This window comes from Rhodococcus sp. NPDC003382 (genome assembly GCF_053589135.1).
In genome coordinates this window covers 47,002-62,992 of sequence record NZ_JBSFRH010000018.1, presented here as the reverse complement: position 1 = coordinate 62,992, position 15,991 = coordinate 47,002, and the positions used below count along the sequence as shown (strand labels likewise).

Annotated in this window: 18 protein-coding genes, 1 tRNA gene and 1 other RNA gene; 13 read left to right on the top strand and 7 right to left on the bottom strand. The window is 69.2% G+C overall.

Going from position 1 to position 15,991, the window contains the following annotated elements; all coding sequences use genetic code 11:
* Positions 1-36: 36 nt before the first annotated feature.
* On the top strand, positions 37-621 hold the full coding sequence (locus ACWDUD_RS14420) for a hypothetical protein (protein WP_450109734.1): 585 nt from the start codon (positions 37-39) through the stop codon (positions 619-621).
* Positions 618-1,172, top strand: a complete 555-nt coding sequence (locus ACWDUD_RS14415) for a hypothetical protein (protein ID WP_450109733.1) — start codon at positions 618-620, stop codon at positions 1,170-1,172. The genes ACWDUD_RS14420 and ACWDUD_RS14415 overlap by 4 nt, the downstream gene beginning before the upstream one ends.
* Before the next feature lie 9 nt (positions 1,173-1,181).
* Here ACWDUD_RS14415 and ACWDUD_RS14410 read toward each other — a convergent pair whose 3' ends face one another.
* Positions 1,182-1,847: a YoaK family protein gene (locus ACWDUD_RS14410; protein WP_450109732.1), complete on the bottom strand. Its 666-nt coding sequence runs from the start codon at positions 1,845-1,847 to the stop codon at positions 1,182-1,184.
* Positions 1,848-1,972: 125 nt separating this feature from the next.
* Between ACWDUD_RS14410 and ACWDUD_RS14405 the strand changes: the two genes are divergently transcribed.
* The gene (locus tag ACWDUD_RS14405; RefSeq protein WP_450109731.1) at positions 1,973-2,917 is read left to right on the top strand and encodes a GmrSD restriction endonuclease domain-containing protein; all 945 of its coding nucleotides are present in this window, start codon (positions 1,973-1,975) and stop codon (positions 2,915-2,917) included.
* A gap of 34 nt (positions 2,918-2,951) precedes the next feature.
* Here ACWDUD_RS14405 and ACWDUD_RS14400 read toward each other — a convergent pair whose 3' ends face one another.
* A complete protein-coding gene (locus ACWDUD_RS14400) occupies positions 2,952-3,488 on the bottom strand; it encodes a signal peptidase II (RefSeq protein WP_450109730.1) in 537 nt (178 codons plus the stop codon).
* 76 nt (positions 3,489-3,564) lie between these two features.
* Here ACWDUD_RS14400 and ACWDUD_RS14395 point away from each other — a divergent pair, with 76 nt between their 5' ends.
* Entirely contained in the window at positions 3,565-3,960 is a 396-nt protein-coding gene (locus ACWDUD_RS14395; protein ID WP_450109729.1) for a hypothetical protein, read from the top strand.
* Positions 3,961-4,027: 67 nt separating this feature from the next.
* Here ACWDUD_RS14395 and ACWDUD_RS14390 read toward each other — a convergent pair.
* Positions 4,028-4,115 (bottom strand) — tRNA-Ser (locus ACWDUD_RS14390).
* Between the two features lie 117 nt (positions 4,116-4,232).
* Here ACWDUD_RS14390 and ffs point away from each other — a divergent pair.
* From ffs to ACWDUD_RS14365, 5 genes are all read left to right on the top strand, one after another.
* Positions 4,233-4,327, top strand: an RNA gene (ffs, locus tag ACWDUD_RS14385) — signal recognition particle sRNA small type.
* A gap of 47 nt (positions 4,328-4,374) precedes the next feature.
* Positions 4,375-5,664, top strand: coding sequence for an aminotransferase class I/II-fold pyridoxal phosphate-dependent enzyme (locus ACWDUD_RS14380; protein WP_450109728.1), 1,290 nt, complete (start codon positions 4,375-4,377; stop codon positions 5,662-5,664).
* A gap of 274 nt (positions 5,665-5,938) precedes the next feature.
* Entirely contained in the window at positions 5,939-6,484 is a 546-nt protein-coding gene (locus ACWDUD_RS14375; protein ID WP_450109727.1) for a hypothetical protein, read from the top strand.
* Positions 6,481-7,362, top strand: coding sequence for a hypothetical protein (locus ACWDUD_RS14370; RefSeq protein WP_450109726.1), 882 nt, complete (start codon positions 6,481-6,483; stop codon positions 7,360-7,362). Before ACWDUD_RS14375 ends, ACWDUD_RS14370 begins: the two co-directional genes overlap by 4 nt.
* A gap of 21 nt (positions 7,363-7,383) precedes the next feature.
* Complete coding sequence (locus tag ACWDUD_RS14365; RefSeq protein WP_450109725.1) at positions 7,384-7,959, top strand: HhH-GPD-type base excision DNA repair protein; 576 nt, start codon at positions 7,384-7,386, stop codon at positions 7,957-7,959.
* Between the two features lie 157 nt (positions 7,960-8,116).
* On the opposite strand, the gene ACWDUD_RS14360 is transcribed toward ACWDUD_RS14365, so the two are convergent.
* The gene (locus ACWDUD_RS14360) at positions 8,117-8,572 is read right to left on the bottom strand and encodes a DUF421 domain-containing protein (protein ID WP_450109724.1); all 456 of its coding nucleotides are present in this window, start codon (positions 8,570-8,572) and stop codon (positions 8,117-8,119) included.
* Positions 8,573-8,734: 162 nt separating this feature from the next.
* Between ACWDUD_RS14360 and ACWDUD_RS14355 the strand changes: the two genes are divergently transcribed.
* A complete protein-coding gene (locus ACWDUD_RS14355) occupies positions 8,735-9,370 on the top strand; it encodes a glyoxalase (protein ID WP_450109723.1) in 636 nt (211 codons plus the stop codon).
* Positions 9,371-9,389: 19 nt separating this feature from the next.
* Here the strand turns inward: ACWDUD_RS14355 and ACWDUD_RS14350 are convergent, their stop codons facing one another.
* The gene (locus ACWDUD_RS14350) at positions 9,390-10,160 is read right to left on the bottom strand and encodes a 2-phosphosulfolactate phosphatase (RefSeq protein WP_450109722.1); all 771 of its coding nucleotides are present in this window, start codon (positions 10,158-10,160) and stop codon (positions 9,390-9,392) included.
* A gap of 129 nt (positions 10,161-10,289) precedes the next feature.
* Here ACWDUD_RS14350 and ACWDUD_RS14345 point away from each other — a divergent pair, with 129 nt between their 5' ends.
* Positions 10,290-10,883: an FMN-dependent NADH-azoreductase gene (locus tag ACWDUD_RS14345; protein WP_450109721.1), complete on the top strand. Its 594-nt coding sequence runs from the start codon at positions 10,290-10,292 to the stop codon at positions 10,881-10,883.
* 147 nt (positions 10,884-11,030) lie between these two features.
* Positions 11,031-11,393, top strand: coding sequence for an HPF/RaiA family ribosome-associated protein (locus tag ACWDUD_RS14340; RefSeq protein WP_197254479.1), 363 nt, complete (start codon positions 11,031-11,033; stop codon positions 11,391-11,393).
* A 93-nt stretch (positions 11,394-11,486) separates the two neighbouring features.
* On the opposite strand, the gene ACWDUD_RS14335 is transcribed toward ACWDUD_RS14340, so the two are convergent.
* Together ACWDUD_RS14335 and ACWDUD_RS14330 are read right to left on the bottom strand one after the other, a co-directional pair.
* Positions 11,487-12,821 (bottom strand): ammonium transporter, encoded by a 1,335-nt coding sequence (locus ACWDUD_RS14335; RefSeq protein WP_450109720.1) that lies wholly within the window; start codon positions 12,819-12,821, stop codon positions 11,487-11,489.
* Between the two features lie 129 nt (positions 12,822-12,950).
* Positions 12,951-13,586 carry a PadR family transcriptional regulator gene (locus tag ACWDUD_RS14330; RefSeq protein WP_450109719.1) on the bottom strand — a complete coding sequence of 212 codons (636 nt, stop codon included), beginning with the start codon at positions 13,584-13,586 and terminating at the stop codon, positions 12,951-12,953.
* A gap of 168 nt (positions 13,587-13,754) precedes the next feature.
* Here ACWDUD_RS14330 and ACWDUD_RS14325 point away from each other — a divergent pair, with 168 nt between their 5' ends.
* Entirely contained in the window at positions 13,755-15,983 is a 2,229-nt protein-coding gene (locus ACWDUD_RS14325; protein ID WP_450109718.1) for a DNA polymerase III subunit gamma and tau, read from the top strand.
* The last annotated feature ends 8 nt before the right edge of the window (positions 15,984-15,991 follow it).

The window sequence follows — 15,991 nt, the reverse complement described above, 5'->3', positions numbered from 1 at the left end:
TTCGGGTATCCGCTCGGGGACGAGGAGGTCGACGAGATGCCTGTGTGGGGATGGATCCTGATCGGGGTGCTCGCGGCGATCGCCGTGATCGCCGTCGTCGCCGCGATTGTCGCCGCGCGCGCCGCGCGCGGCCGCACGCGGACGGAGCACCTGAAGGAGCGGTTCGGGCCCGAGTACGAGCGGACCGTCGACGAGGTCGGCGAACGACGTGCCGCCGAGAACGAGCTCGCGGCCCGCGAGAAGAAGCGGGAAGCGCTCGACATCGTGGCGCTCTCGCCCGAAGCACGCGAGAGATACCAGGAGACCTGGCGGACGGTGCAGACCTCGTTCATCGACGATCCCTCGGGTGCGGTCGGCGCCGCGGACCGGCTCGTCACCGAAGTCATGCGCGAGCGCGGCTACCCGGTCGACGACTTCGACCGGCGCGCGGCCGACATCTCGGTCGATCACCCGACGGTCGTCGAGAACTATCGCGCTGCGCACGGCATCTACCTGACGCAGCAGAACGGCACTGTCCGCACCGAGGACCAGCGCGAGGCGTTCGTGCACTATCGAACGCTCTTCGAATCGCTCCTCGCGCGGGACAACGAGCAGGGCAACCCGAAGGAGGCGCGCGCATGACCACCCAGGAACCGCATCCCGGCAGCACCGAAACGACCGGGGGAGTAGCACCATCGACCGAGGCAGCCGGATCGTCGACCTACCGCACCGACCCGACGACCGGGGAAAGCGCAGTACCGACGGACACCGGAGTGCCGGCGGACACCCCCGTGTCGACGGGAGAGACGGCCGCGAGGACCGAGAGTGCTGCTCCGCCCGCCGGTGATCTCGGGTCGGCCGGCGATGTCGGTACACCGACCGCGCAAGCCGAGAGGACCTCCGCGGCGCCCGAATCGGAGTCTCGCGACGAACTTTTCGGGCACGAGGAGTTGTCGGGACTCAGGTCGCGCTGGGACGAGGTCCAGGCCGGTTTCGTCGACGATCCCCGGGAGTGTGTCCGGAAGGCGGACGGTCTGGTGTCCGATGTCGTCGAGCGGCTCACGAGCGGCTTCGCGGACGCGCGGTCGCGGCTCGAGGAGCAGTGGGCCCGAGGCGACGAAGCGTCCACCGAAGATCTCCGGCTCGCGTTGAAGCGCTACCGCGACTTCTTCCAGCGGTTGCTCTCGGTCTGAGCGGACGGTTCACATCGGCCGGGTAGCGGGCTTGTAGGGGAGGTATCTCACCGCGACGGTGAGCGCCCCTGCGGCCGCCGTCGCGATCCACAGCGCGTGCAGACCGAGGGCGCGGTGGGCGAGTGCGCCGAGCACGGCGCCTCCCACAAGCCCGGCCCACAGCCCGAGATACGGCAGGAAGGACCATCGGGGTCCCCCGAACATCGCCGCGGCGACGCGCTGGCCGATCTTGACCAGCGCGCCCGTCATGTAGGTCAGCGCCACGCTGGTTTCGCCGTCGCGCCGGAACACGTTGTTCTCGGCGCCCATCGCCAGGGTCATCGCGATGATCGCCACCGGCGTCCAGCCGAGCGCCGCCGCGACCGCGCCGGCGAACAACAGGGCGGACACCGTCGCCAGGACCGCGAACTTGCGGCTGCGGCGATCCGGGCCGGTGATCTCCGCGACGACGCCGCCGAGTACGACGCCCGCGACGAACAACCCGAGGATCCCCGCGACGAGTGCGGCCTGCGACCAATGTCCGTCGGCGATACCCACGGACATGCGGGTGGAGTTACCGCTCATGAAGGAGACGAACACCCCGCCGAGCGTGACGAAACCGAGGGCGTCGACGAATCCCGCGAGGGAGGACAAGGCGATTGCCAAGCCCTGGAGTTTCCTGTCGTATCCGACCACTCCCCAAATGCTAATGATTCGGTGGGCGTGCGCCGCGCCACGCCTCCGATTTTGCTTACCTCGTGCAACGAGGCAGTGTGGTCGGGCGACAGTCCACGGATCCATCCCGACCAGGAGTATTTCGAGTGACCGGCCGATCGGCGACCTTCAACCGGGGCGGCCGGCTCGTTGCCGCCGTCGCCGCGATTGCAACCCTTACGGGATGCGGCGTGACCGCAGACCCCACGACCGCGACCGTCTCCCGATCGGCGCCGGTCACCGCCGCCCCCGCACCCACCGACTCCGAACCGCAGCCGAGCGGAGCCTCCACGTCCGAGGCGACGGCGGCGCTGGCGGTCCTGGCGCAACTGCCGATCAAGGGCCGCGCACCGAAGAGTGGTTACGACCGCGAGCTGTTCGGGCAGGCGTGGAGCGACGACGTCGACGTCGACGGCGGCCACAACGGCTGCGACACTCGCAACGACATCCTGCGCCGCGACCTCGTCGACATCGAGTTCAAGCCGGGTACCCGCGACTGCGTCGTCCTGTCGGGCACCCTGCACGATGCCTACACCGGCACGACCATCCCGTTCACCCGCGGCCAGGGAACGTCCGAGGCCGTGCAGATCGACCATGTCGTCGCGTTGTCGGACGCCTGGCAGAAGGGCGCGCAGCAACTCGACGCGCAGACCCGCGTGGACTTCGCGAACGATCCGCGCAACCTCCAGGCCGTCGACGGCCCGACGAACCAGAAGAAGAGCGACGGTGATGCCGCCACCTGGCTGCCGCCGAACCGCGCGTACCGGTGCACCTATGTGGCACGGCAGGTCCAGGTGAAGGCGGCGTACGGGCTGTGGGTGACGCAGGCCGAACACGACGCGATCGCGCGGGTGCTGTCCGAGTGCGACGGAGCCGCGGCATCCGAACCGGTTGCGACGCAGACTCCCGAGCCTTCCGTCCCGGCGTCGACCGGTGTGTACTTCGCGAACTGTGCCGCGGCCCGCGCGGCCGGAGCGGCACCGCTGTATGCCGGACAACCCGGCTACCGCCCGGAGATGGACGGCGACCGCGACGGGGTTGCCTGCGAGTAGCCGGAACTGCTGTGGCAGAGCAGTTTCCGCGAGATCAGCCCGCGGAGACGGCTGCCGGACGTGCCTGCATGCCCAGCAGGGTCAGGACCGTCAGGAAGGCCGCGCCGCCGACGATGGCGATGTCGGCGACATTGCCGACGAACCACTTGTTGTAGGCGATGAAGTCGACGACGTGCCCGCGAGCGAACCCGGGCGCGCGGAACAGGCGATCACCCAGGTGGCTCGTGACGCCGCCGAGCAGCGCGCCGACGCCGAGCGCCCATGCAGGAGAGAGGGTTCGCGCCGCCAGCACGGTGAGGGCGACGACCGCGACGCCCGCGACCACGGTCAGCACCCAGGTGGAGTCGGCGCCGAGCCCGAATGCCGCGCCGGGGTTGTAGACGAGCCGCCACTCGAGGAATTCGCCGACGACGGGCGTCGAGACGCCCGGGGACACGGTCGATTCCGCCCACCACTTGCTGAGCTGGTCGGCGACGACGACGCCGGTTGCCAACGCGAGGATCCAGGGCAGGAATCGGGAGGTCGACGGCACGGCGTCATCGTTCCCGATCCGCGGCACGATTGCGAGCATCGGGTTCCTCGAGGTGGGACGGTCGACCCGGCGTGTCCGGGCCCGTCGGGAGACCGGAGGAAGCGACCATGACTGTATGGAGCCTGAGCCGCGCCTTCACCTGACCACCGGCGGTCCGGTCGACGACCCTGTTCTGCCCGAGGACTGGCAGCCCTCCGACGACGCGATGCTCGCGCTGTCGATCGCCCTCGACATCGATGTGAACGCGGCGACGGTGCAGTTTCTCGACCGGTATCGGGGCCGCCGCCTGTCGGAGGCGACCCCCGAGGGGGCACCGAGGACGTCGTGGCTCGGTCTGTGGTGCATCGCCCTCGTCCTCGAGGACGGCCGCCGTCAGGAGGTGTTCCGTCGCCAGCTGCGGGCGACGAGGGAGCAGATCGAGGCGGCCCGCGAGATCGGTGAGCAGCTTGCTTCGGTGCCGGCACCGGCACCGGCCGGCGGGCTGCGGCTGGTGCCGCGAGCAGAGCACTGACCCGCGGTGCACCGCGAAAAGGAAAACGCCCGTGACCTGCATTTCTGCCGGTCACGGGCGTTTCCCGTGGCGGAGGATAGGGGATTTGAACCCCTGAGGGCGTTAACCCAACCCGCGTTCCAGGCGAGCGCCATAGGCCACTAGGCGAATCCTCCGTGGGGAAGCATACCGAACACTCCGCGATTCTTGCCAAACGAGCAGGTGGCGGTGACTTTTCTCGGGGTCGCCTCGGGGCGATTCCACGCCTGGGTGGCATGTCCTCTACACTTGCCGATGGATCCCGCGCGGCGCGCATCCTGTGAACTCCCCCAGGGCCGGAAGGCAGCAAGGGTCAACGGGCTCTGCCGGGTGCGCGGGGTCCCCTTAGTCTCCGCCGATGCCCGTGTCGCCGTGCACGGTGAAAGGTTCTTCCGCATGCCTGTCCAAACCCAGATCGGGTTGATGAGCCATGAGGAACTCGTTGCAGAGCACGAGCGCCAGTCCGCCAATTACGACCGGCTGAAGACCGAGAAGCTCACGCTGGACCTGACCCGCGGCAAGCCGTCCCCCGAACAGCTCGACCTCTCCGCAGAGCTGCTGTCGCTGCCGGGCGAGGGCGACTACCGCGACGGAAGCGGCACCGACTGCCGCAACTACGGCGGCCTCACCGGCCTGCCGGAGCTGCGCGCGATCTTCGCCGAGCTGCTGAACATCCCGGTCGAGAACCTCGTCGCCGGTAACAACGCGAGCCTCGAGATCATGCACGACCTGATCGTCGCGTCGCTGCTGCACGGCACCGTCGGTTCGCCGCGTCCGTGGTCGCAGGAACCGGTCGTCAAGTTCCTGTGCCCGGCCCCCGGCTACGACCGTCACTTCGCGATCACCGAGTCCTACGGCATCGAGATGATCCCGGTGCCGCTGCGTGACGACGGTCCGGACACCCACCTCATCGCCGAGCTGGTCGCCGCGGATCCACAGATCAAGGGCATGTGGACGGTACCGACGTACTCGAACCCGACCGGTGCCGTCTACTCCCTGGACGTCGCCCGCGCGCTGGTGTCGATGCCCACCGCGGCTCCCGACTTCCGGATCTTCTGGGACAATGCCTACGCGGTGCACCCCCTCGTCGAGGACTGCGCGCCGGCCATCGACATCCTCGGCCTCGCCGCCGAGGCCGGGAACCCGGACCGGATCTTCGCGCTCGCCTCGACCTCGAAGATCACCTTCGCCGGTTCGGGCGTCAGCTTCTTCGGGGCGTCCGCCGCCAACCTGGCCTGGTACCAGAAGTTCCTGGGCATCAAGACGATCGGCCCGGACAAGATCAACCAGCTGCGGCACCTGCGGTTCTTCGGCGACGCCGACGGCGTGCGTGCCCACATGGCCAAGCATCGCGAGATCCTCGCGCCGAAGTTCGCGCTGGTGCTGCGCATCCTCGAGGATCGTCTCGGCGCGTCGAAGGTCGCGTCCTGGACCGAACCCAAGGGCGGCTACTTCATCAGCCTCGACGTCGTCGAGGGCACCGCGAAGCGGGTCATCGCGCTGGCGAAGGACGCCGGCATCGCGCTGACCGGCGCCGGATCGGCGTTCCCCTACAAGAACGACCCCGACGACAAGAACATCCGGCTCGCGCCGAGCTTCCCGTCGCTCGACGAACTGGCCAAGGCCATGGACGGCGTCGCCACGTGCGTGCTGCTCGCCGCCACGGAGAAGGCCCTCGCCGGCTGAGCGAGCCACCGGCTTCCTTCCGCCGTCGCACCCGAACCGGGTGCGGCGGCGGTTGCTTTCCCGGGTGTCCGTCCGTTTCGAGCGAGTTGTGCCCAGGCTGTGGACAAATCTGTGGACAACCCGTGGACCGACGGTGGACCGGCCGTGGACAACTCCCCGACACAGGGCTGTGACCTCGGAAAATATCCGGAATGGGCTTTTTCCACAGGAGATGCCATACTGCCCGATCAGGGTCGCCGCGAGTTCCGCGGCGGGTTCGGAAGTGGTGAGTGTGATGGAATACCGCGCTCTCGTGAAATCCGGAGCCGGCGCAACCGCCGTCGCGTCCGTTACGGGATGCCACGGCGTGCTCGATGTCTTTCTCCTGGCGCTCGATATCGACGCCTCGACGGTCCCGCGACCTCCTGTTCCGCCCGCCGCGGCGGTCGATCCGTTCCTGCCCGCGCGGATCGGAGCGAACCCCGCCAGCGATCACGGTGTCCGTCCGGCAGTTCTGCTCGCGTACCGGCACATCGTCGATCGCACACGACCCGAGGTGTCGTTCGGCGTCTCGACCGGGGCGCTGCGGGCGGGCTCGTCGGCTCGTCCGTTCGTCGGCGCTCCCGCGACCTGTGCGTCGTTGTGGGAGATCCCGGGACACGGACTCGTGCTCGCGTTGGAGACACTGACCGACAAGCCCTCCCTCGTCGGCCGGCGTATCGATCCACTGCAGGACCGTGAGGGGAAGGGTTTCCGGCCCACCGTCGACGGATTCCTCGCCCCGTTCGAGCTGACGTCGTCGGCTTCTCTCGAAGATCTGTTCCCGGGATCAACCGGATGATGCCCGTCCCCGCGACCTACCGGCCGCTGCCCGAGATCGTCGTGCACCGGCATCGCGGGGTCGGCGATCGCAAGGTCGTCGAGGCGCTGATGGTGGAGATCGTGTCGAGTGGGGGCGAGCGGGTACGCGACCTCGTCGATGGCAACGCGACCGGATCCCGTGTCCGGGCCACTGCCCGCGCGTGGGGTGTGGTGTGGCGGTGGGATCGGGTTCAGCTCGTCGAGGCGCCCGCACAACCCGGCGCCGCGATCGCGGTGCGGGAGGACTGCGGCGCCGTGCTGCTCGATCTCGAGGCGACCTCGGTGGACAGCGACTACACGACTCACGGAACCGGGGACATGATCTTCGGGCTGCTGCCGTGGGTCGCGATGCGGGCGAACTGCTCGCGGGACTTCTGGAAGATGCTCGCGCACCTGCGTAACCACGAGGATCTCGACGGTGATCGGCTCCGTGCCGCGCTCGACGACGTCGCCGCGATGCAGGCCCGCAAGATGGAGCGGGCACTGCTGCGCAAGGAATCGATACACGACGACCGGTTCCATTCGTGGACACAGCCGACGCAGCTGCGGTCGCTGCTGGTGCGCCGCGTGGCCGACGACATCGCCGCCCTCGACGGAGAACTCGCCGAGGCGGCCGAGGTGATCGAGCACGCGGTACGACGCAGCGTGGAACTGCGCGGTCAGCGGCACTCGCGGCTCGCCCGCGGATGGTCCGCGGCGGCATCGGTCATCGCGGTCGTCGCATCGTTCGCGGCTCTCGCAGCGGTTCCCGCCGAATCGGAACCGACGCTGTTCCCGCACTGGCTGTACGCGTTCAGCGCCACGCTGGCGCTCACCGTCGTCGCGATCGCCGTCGCCGTACTGTGGCGACGGCGATAACGGGCAGGGCATGATCAACCCATGGCATCGACGCTGAATCTGGTCGGGGACCCGGACGCCGACGCGCTGCTCGCCTCCGACCCGCTGGCACTGCTCATCGGCATGCTCCTCGACCAGCAGGTTCCGATGGAGACGGCCTTCGCCGGCCCGAAGAAGCTCGTCGACCGGCTCGGCAGTCTCGACGTGCACGCGATCGCGGAAGCCGATCCCGACGACTTCGTCACCGTCTGCGCGCAACCCCCGGCCGTGCACCGGTTCCCGAAGTCGATGGCACAGCGGATCCAGGCCCTGTGCGCCGCGATCGTCGACGAGTACGACGGCGATGTGTCGGCCATCTGGACGTCGGGAGATCCTGACGGCAAGCAGGTTCTGAAGCGGTTGAAGGCGCTGCCCGGCTACGGCGACCAGAAGGCTCGCATCTTCCTGGCGCTGCTCGGCAAGCAGATGGGTGTGCAGCCGGCGGGTTGGCGCGAGGCCGCCGGCGACTACGGCCAGGAGGGATCCCGCCGATCCATCGCCGACGTCGTCGACGAGAAGTCGCTGCAGGAGGTGCGCGAGTTCAAGAAGTCGGCGAAGGCGGCGGCCAAGAAGGGCTAGCGTCCGGTCCATCAACCCCCTTCTCTTCCGAGCGAGCGGTACATTCGGTCGGTTGAAGGAGACGGGTGTACCGCTCGCTCGGAAACGGGGAAGGTTCACACCCGTGGCCCCTCCGGCGGCTCGACGGTTCCGGCGCCCGACCTCGGGATGATGCTGATCATCCCGTTCGGTTCGAGATAGGCGCGGGCGACCTCGTCCGCATCGGAGATGCCGTGCAACCGAGTTGCGACAGCACTTCCTGTTCCGTCATGAACTCGCGACGCAACGCCCGGCGATTGAACTGACCGTCGGTGATGAGGGGCCGCGGCCGGGATTTGACGAGTCGTGCCAGACGCGGCCACCGATATGCGGCCGCGTCGATACCGACGCTGCAGAACAACATGGTGGCCGCGACCACCAGTCCGTCGCCGACCGACTGGGCATCGGCCATCATCCCGGCTCCTGCCGCGTCGGCAACAAGTACGACCACGAGAAGATCGGTCAGGCCGATGCCGCCGGATTCGCGTTGACCGATGATCCGGAGCAGCACCATCAGTGCGAGGAAGGTGATGACTCCCCGGGTGATCAGTTCCACGGTCGGCATGCTGGGCATCAAGGTCGTGGTCCAGTCCATGGGTCCTCCCGCAGTTCCGGTGACAGGTGCCGTATCGATGGTGTCCACGACTGCGTGAGCGTGTGGCCTGTTCGGACGGGATCGGTCCGCGGGGCGACGGCCGGACGAACCGGTCAGGAATCGAGAAGCCCGCGACGCCCCTCGGTTCCTACCGTGGTGGACATGACGACCACAACAGCACCCACCACGTCCATCACATCCGTCACGCTCGAGGTCGCCGACGTCGACGCCGCGCATCGCTTCTACAAGGCGTTCGGGGTCGACTCCTGCATCCGACTTCGGGAGTCCGCCGAAAACACCTCCGGTTTCCGGGGGTTCACGCTTGCACTGACGGTCTCCGGCCCCGCGACCGTCGACGCATTCCTCGACGCCGCCGTCGATGCCGGCGCCGAGGTGACCAAACCGGCGGCGAAGTCCCTGTGGGGCTACGGCGGGTCCGTCCAGGCGCCGGACGGCACGATCTGGAAGATCGCGACGTCGGCGAAGAAGGACACCGGTCCCGCCACCCGCAACATCGACGAGTTCGTCCTGCTGCTCGGTGTCGACGACGTGAAGGCCGCCAAGAAGTTCTACGTCGAGCGCGGACTCGTCGCCGGCAGGAGCTTCGCCGGCAGGTACGCCGAATTCGTCTCCGACGCATCGAGTCCCGTCACGCTCGCGCTGTACAAGCGTCGGGGATTGGCGAAGCTTCTCGGGGTTCCGGCCGACGGCACCGGCTCGCATCGCATCGTCATCGGCTGCACTGCAGAAGGATTCGTCGATCCGGACGGTTACGTCTGGGAGGCTGTCGTGGGTTGAGGGCCTGCATCCGCAGGTCTCAGGTTCGCGCTGCGTCGACGAATCGCTCGTCGCGCAGGACCGGGACGGACTCGCTCCGCCCGACCTCCGCCGCGACCGCGACGTCGCCGGCGTAACCGGCGGCGATCAGCTCGCGCCCCGACGCGCAGTCGTGCAGCGCATCGGCGACCCGCTCCGACACCGTCGCCCAGGCGTCCGCCGCGACCTGTGCCTCCGGCGACCGCGGGCCGTGAACGGAGAGCCCGGCGATCACGGCTCCGGCGCCCCACAGGTCCTCGATAGCCGGACGGAGGGATCCATCGGGCCACTTCTCCCCGCCGGCGACGACCGCGACTACCGATCCCGGGTGGTTCCGGTCGATCCACCGGGCCACGGCGCCGGCATTGCGGAGCGACGCGGCGACGCACAGCGGCGCCGACCTACCGAGTTCGTACGCGATCGACGATCCGTTCGGGGACGGCAGCACGAGCCGCTCGAGCCCGGTGGCCGCGCGAATCGTGGCGGGGGACAGGCTGACCGCGCCCGGACCGGCTGCTCGACGACCGATGGCGAGCGCCGCGTCGCGTTCGGCCGCATAAGCGGCGGCACCGTCGTCGTTCCAGCGGTACGGGAACACCTCCACGCCTCGGTCGAGTGCGACGGACAGGGTCGTGGTGAACGACAGCACGTCGACGACCACCGCGATGTCGGCGCTGCTTGTGATGTCGACACCGCCCGCGACGGCCGCGGCTCCCGGCAGGCCCCACTCGAATCGGACGCCGAAGTCGCGTTGCGTGTGTGCCGGATTCATCCGGTCAGCGTGCCACAGCACCGCTGTGATCGCGGATACCGATACGGCGGAATCGTATCCGCGTGGGGCTCAGTCATCCGCTGAGACGATCGAGGGGAAGGATGGCTGGAGGCCGAGCGGATATGCGAATTGTTTCGTCCCCTGTTTGCCGAGACGTGGCGTGGCTTCGGGGACGACCACACCGTCGTCCGCCGCGATCTGCACCAGGAGCCGCTGCCGCACCTGACCGACGCGGGGCTGCACCACGCGGCGCGTCTGCGCGTGGACGGCGAAACACCCGATGCCGCGGCGGAGAAGTTGCAGGCCGAGCTGATCGCGGAGGTAGCGGCCGCGGACGTCGTCGTGATCGGTGCCCCGATGTACAACTGGTCGCTGCCGTCGACGTTGAAGGCGTGGATCGACTACATCCATGTTCTCGGAACCACGGTTCCGTTCGACAACCCGGACCGCCTGTTCGCGGGCAAGCCCGTCGTGATCGTGTCGAGCCGGGGCAACACGTACGCGCCCGGCACGCCGGGGGAGGGCACCGACCACACGGTTCCGCCGCTGCAGCAGGTTCTCGGTGTGTCGCTTGGAATGGCCGTCGAGGTGGTAACCGCCGAACTCACTCTCGCCGACCGGCTGGCACCGCTCGCTCCGCTTGCCGGGCAGGCGAAGGAAAGCCGCTCCGCCGCAGAGGAATCCGTGCGCACCCTGGCGATCGAACTGGGCTCCCGGGCGTGACGCTGTCCGGTTCGGGACGTCCGGCGCCGGTGGGCCGGACACGACCGGCCGGAGATTTGCCGAACCCCCTCGTATCGGGTGTGATCGAAGTGGGTACTACGCCGAGGCGGGTCACCGTCCCGGCGCGCCCGAAAAGGAGGGATAACCATGCAGGTCCAGCTCAACAAGGACGGCAACATCCAGGTCGACGAGGACATCGTCCGCAGGCTGGAAGGTGAAGTGGAGTCCGCTCTCGAGCGCTTCGGCGATCGGATCACCCGCGTCGAGGTCCATCTCGGTGACGAGAACGCCGCGAAGACCGGCGTCGACGACAAGCGCTGCGTGCTCGAGGCCCGCGTCGCAGGTCAGCAGCCGATCGCGGTCACCCACCACGCCGGTTCGGTGAAGGAAGCCTTCGACGGTGCCGTCGGCCGCCTGCAGAAGCAGCTCGACTCCCGGCTCGGTCGCTCCGGCAACCACAAGGGCGGACCGTCCATCCGTCACATGCCGGTCGACAAGGACGCACTCTGATCCGACGACCGCGCTCACCGCGCGCATGACGACGATCGCCCCACCGCACACAGCGGTGGGGCGATCGTCGTTTTGGGCCCGGCCGGAAGCCGGTCACTGCTGGGGCTGTTCGTCCTGTTTTTCCCGGCGAAGGTCGCGGGGCAGGACCGAGAACGGGGAGTGTGCCGCGGCGCCCCCACCGATCGGTCCGTGCCCGACGACGCCGTGCTCGTACGCGGATTCGGCGTGCAGGGCGAGGTCGATGCCCGTCGACTCGGCCTCCCGGTCCACCCGGAACCCGAAGAACCGGTCGATCACCTTGCCCAGGGCGTAGGTGACCCCGAACGCGTAGAGGCCGACCACCGCGACCGCGAGGATCTGCTTGCCGAGCTGGGCGAGGCCGCCGCCGTAGAACAGGCCGGTCGGGCCGTCGGTCATCACCGCGGTCGCGAGCAGTCCGATGAGGATGGTGCCCACGATGCCACCCACGAGGTGCACGCCGACGACGTCGAGCGAATCGTCGTAACCGAGCCGGAACTTCCAGCCCACCGCGAACGAGCAGACCACACCCGCAACCGCGCCGACGACGACCGCGCCCATCACCCCGACGGTCCCGCACGCCGGGGTGATCGCGACCAGACCGGCGACGACGCCGGAGGCCGCACCGAACGTGGTGGGGTGTCCGTCGCGGCGCTGTTCGACGAACAGCCAGCCGAGCATGCCGGTGCAGCCCGCGACGAGCGTGTTGAGGAAGATCGCGGCAGCCTTGCCGTCCGCCGCCAGCGCCGAACCGGCGTTGAATCCGAACCACCCGAACCACAGCAGGCCGACGCCGAGCAGCACCAGCGGAAGATTGTGTGGTCGCATCGAATCGAGTTTGAAACCGAGACGCGGGCCGAGAACCATGGCCAGTGCCAGGCCGGACGCGCCGGAGACGATTTCGACGACGAGCCCGCCCGCGTAGTCCAGCGCGCCGAGCCGTGCGATCCAGCCGTCCGGTCCCCAGACCCAGTGCGCCACCGGCACATACACGAGCAGCGACCAGACCGGCACGAACAGCATCCACGCCGAGAACTTCGCGCGGTCGGCGATCGCGCCGCTGACGAGGGCTGCGGTGAGGATCGCGAAGGTGAGCTGGAACGTGGCGAACAGGATCTCGGGGATCTGTCCGTGGACGGTGGTCGGGGAGATGCCGCTCATCCCGAGATGGGAGAGCCCGCCGAGCAGGCCGCCGCCGAGGTCGTCGTCGAAGGTGAGGCTGTAGCCGGCGATCAGCCAGGTCACCGTCACCAGCGGGATCGAGACGAAACTCATCATGATCATGTTGAGCACGCCGGTGGACCGCACCATGCCGCCGTAGAACAGCGCGAGACCCGGGGTCATCAGCAGGACCAGGGCGGTGCTCGCCAGCAACCACGCGGTGGCACCGGCATCGATTGTCGAGGGCACGAGCGAATCTCCTCACGGGCACTGAATCTCAATGCACCGGGATTCGACGATCCGACCGTGGCGTTTCCTCCGAGGGGCGGTGGTGTTGCGAACGCGTTACGGAAATCTCACCCGCTGTGTTTATGTCCGTTATGCGTCGTCCGACGCTTTCCGAGCGGGGCCTTCGGCGAGGAGCAGGTAGAGCGCGCGTCGCGCGTCGGCCAGGATGTCGCGGGCCGCGGCGATCTGTTCGTCGGTCCCGCTGACGGCGACCGAGCGTGCGGCGTGATGGACCTCGGCGAGCGCGCTCCGCAGATCGGGCGTGTCCGCCGATGCCGTGAATCCCGCGAACGGGTCGGTGACCGCGGAGGCCGGGTCTTCGAGGTAGCGACGTCCGGCGTCGGTGAGCGAGGCGAGCTTGCGTCCGCCGTCGACCTCGACGTGGACGAGGCCTTCGTCCTCGAGCTGGGAGATGGTCGGGTAGATCGCACCCGGGCTGGGACGCCAGGTTCCGCCCGTGCGCTCGGTGATGGCCTGCATCAGCTGGTAGCCGTGCATGGGCTGCTCGGCCAGCAGGATCAGGGTAGCGGCGCGGACGTCGCCGCGCTGGGCCCGCCCGCGATGGCGTCGGCCGCCCCGGGCCTCTCCGCCGCCGCGATGCGGGCGGGGTCCGCCGAAGGGATGCTCGCCGCGCCGGGGTCCGTCGCCGCGGCGCCGGCCGCGGTGGAACTCGCCGTCGGGGGTGTTGTGTCGGCGCTGTCCGCCGAGGTGTCGTTCGTTGCGCATTGTGTACGCCCTTTCTGTTTGTTCGACACCAACAAGATAGAACGCGATATATCGTTAACGCAAGCGTCGGGAGTGTGTGGTCTCGATCACGGACCGTCGCCACCTGCCCGGACCGCCCGGTGGCGACCACTCGGCCCTCGTGTCGGAGTGCGCCGGTAGTCTCGGCGCGTGGCCCTGTACCGGAAGTATCGACCGGCGACCTTCGCCGAGGTGGTGGGGCAGGAGCACGTCACCGAGCCCCTCAGCACCGCCCTCGACACGGGACGTATCAATCACGCGTACCTGTTCTCCGGGCCGCGCGGTTGCGGCAAGACCTCGTCGGCGCGCATCCTCGCGCGGTCCCTGAACTGCGTGGAAGGTCCGACGTCGAAGCCGTGTGGGGTCTGCGCCTCGTGTGTCGCGCTCGGTCCCGGTGGAGGCGGCAACCTCGACGTCATCGAACTCGACGCGGCCAGCCACGGCGGTGTCGACGACACCCGCGAACTGCGCGACCGCGCGTTCTACGCCCCGGCCGAGTCCCGGTATCGCATCTTCATCGTCGACGAGGCGCACATGGTCACCACGCAGGGCTTCAACGCTCTGCTCAAGATCGTGGAGGAACCGCCGGAGCACCTGATCTTCGTGTTCGCGACGACCGAACCGGAGAAGGTGTTGCCGACCATCCGGTCGCGCACCCATCACTACCCGTTCCGGCTGCTCGCGCCGACCGCGATGCGCGGATTGCTCGAACGGATCTGCACGCAGGAGAACGTGCCCGTCGAGGACGCCGTGTACCCGCTGGTCATCCGGGCGGGCGGAGGGTCGCCCCGCGACTCGCTGTCGGTGATGGACCAGTTGCTCGCCGGGTCCGGGCCCGAAGGCGTGACCTACTCGCGCGCGCTCGCGCTGCTCGGTGTCACCGACGTCGCGCTCATCGACGAGGCCGTCGACGCGCTCGCGGTCGGGGACGGAGCGGCACTGTTCGGCACCGTCGAGAAGGTGATGGACGCGGGACACGATCCGCGGCGCTTCGCGGTGGACCTGCTCGAGCGCCTGCGGGACCTGATCCTGCTCCGCTCGGTGCCCGACGCCGCCGACCGCGGTCTCGTCGACGCGCCGGGCGACATCCTGGACCGGATGCGCGACGAGGCCGACCGGATCGGACCGGCCACGCTCACGCGGTACGCCGAGATCGTGCACGCGGGTCTCGGGGAGATGCGCGGCGCGACCGCGCCGCGCCTGCTGCTCGAAGTGATGTGCGCCCGAATGCTGCTGCCGGCTGTATCCGATGCGGAAACCGCTGTGCTGCAACGGCTCGAGCGGCTCGAACAGGGGTTCGTCCCGGCGACGGGTGCTGCGGCCCCTGCCGGTGCTGCGGCCCCGGCGGCCGCGCCGCGCCCGGTGCCGGAACCGGCGGTCGCGCCGATCGCACCCGACGAACCCGCCGCCCGGTTCCAGCGGCCGTCGCAGCGTCGGGCGATGGAACAGGCAGCGCCCGCTCCGCAGGCGGAACCTGCACGTCCGGCGCCGCAGGCGGAGCCTGCACGTCCGGCGCCGCAGACAGAGCCTGCGGCGGTGGCACCTCCGGAACCGGTGACGCCCGAACCGGCGCCGGTCCCCGAACCGGCTGCGCGTCCGGTCGAATCGAAAACTCCCGAGCCCGAGCCGGTTTCGCCGCCACAGCCGGCCCGCGCGGTCGCCGATCGCGGCGAACCGGAGCCGGAACCCCAGCCGAAACCCCGGCCCGCCGCACCGCCGCAGCCGGCCTCGGGTCCCGACGCCGCGGGCCTGCGCGCGGTGTGGTCGGAGGTGCGCGCGAAGGTGCGTGCCCGCAGCCGCACGGTCGAGGTCATGCTGTCCGGCGCGTCGGTGCGCGACGTGGAGGGCACGTGCGTGGTCCTCGTCCACGATTCGATGCCGCTCGTGAAGCGTCTCGCGGAACCGCGCAATGCCTCCGTCGTCGCCGATGCGCTGCGCGAGGTGTTCGGCGTCGACTTCGAGGTCACGTGCGTGCACGGGTCGGCCGCTCCGGCACCCGTGAAAGCCGCTCCCGTGCAGCAACAGTCGCGGCCGAGCGGGCAGCCGAGGTTCTCGAGGCCGAGCCAGGCCAATCGTGCTGCGGCCCAGCCGCGTCCCGACGAGCAGAAGGGTCCGGGTCCGGCCCGCCCCGAGCAGTCGGGGCCGAACTACGACGACATTCCGCCTCCGGAAGCACCGGATCTTCCGGACGATCCCGGGCCGGAAGGGGCGTACGACGCTCCGCCCCCGGACCCGTCGGCGGTGACGGAGGCCGACGTCGAGGAGATGTTCGCCGAGGCCGCGACCCCGGGCGATCCGTCGACTCGTCGCGACCCCGAGGACGTTGCCCTCGAACTGCTGAAGGACATCCTCGGCGCCAAGCGGATCGAGGAGAAGTAGCGACCCGC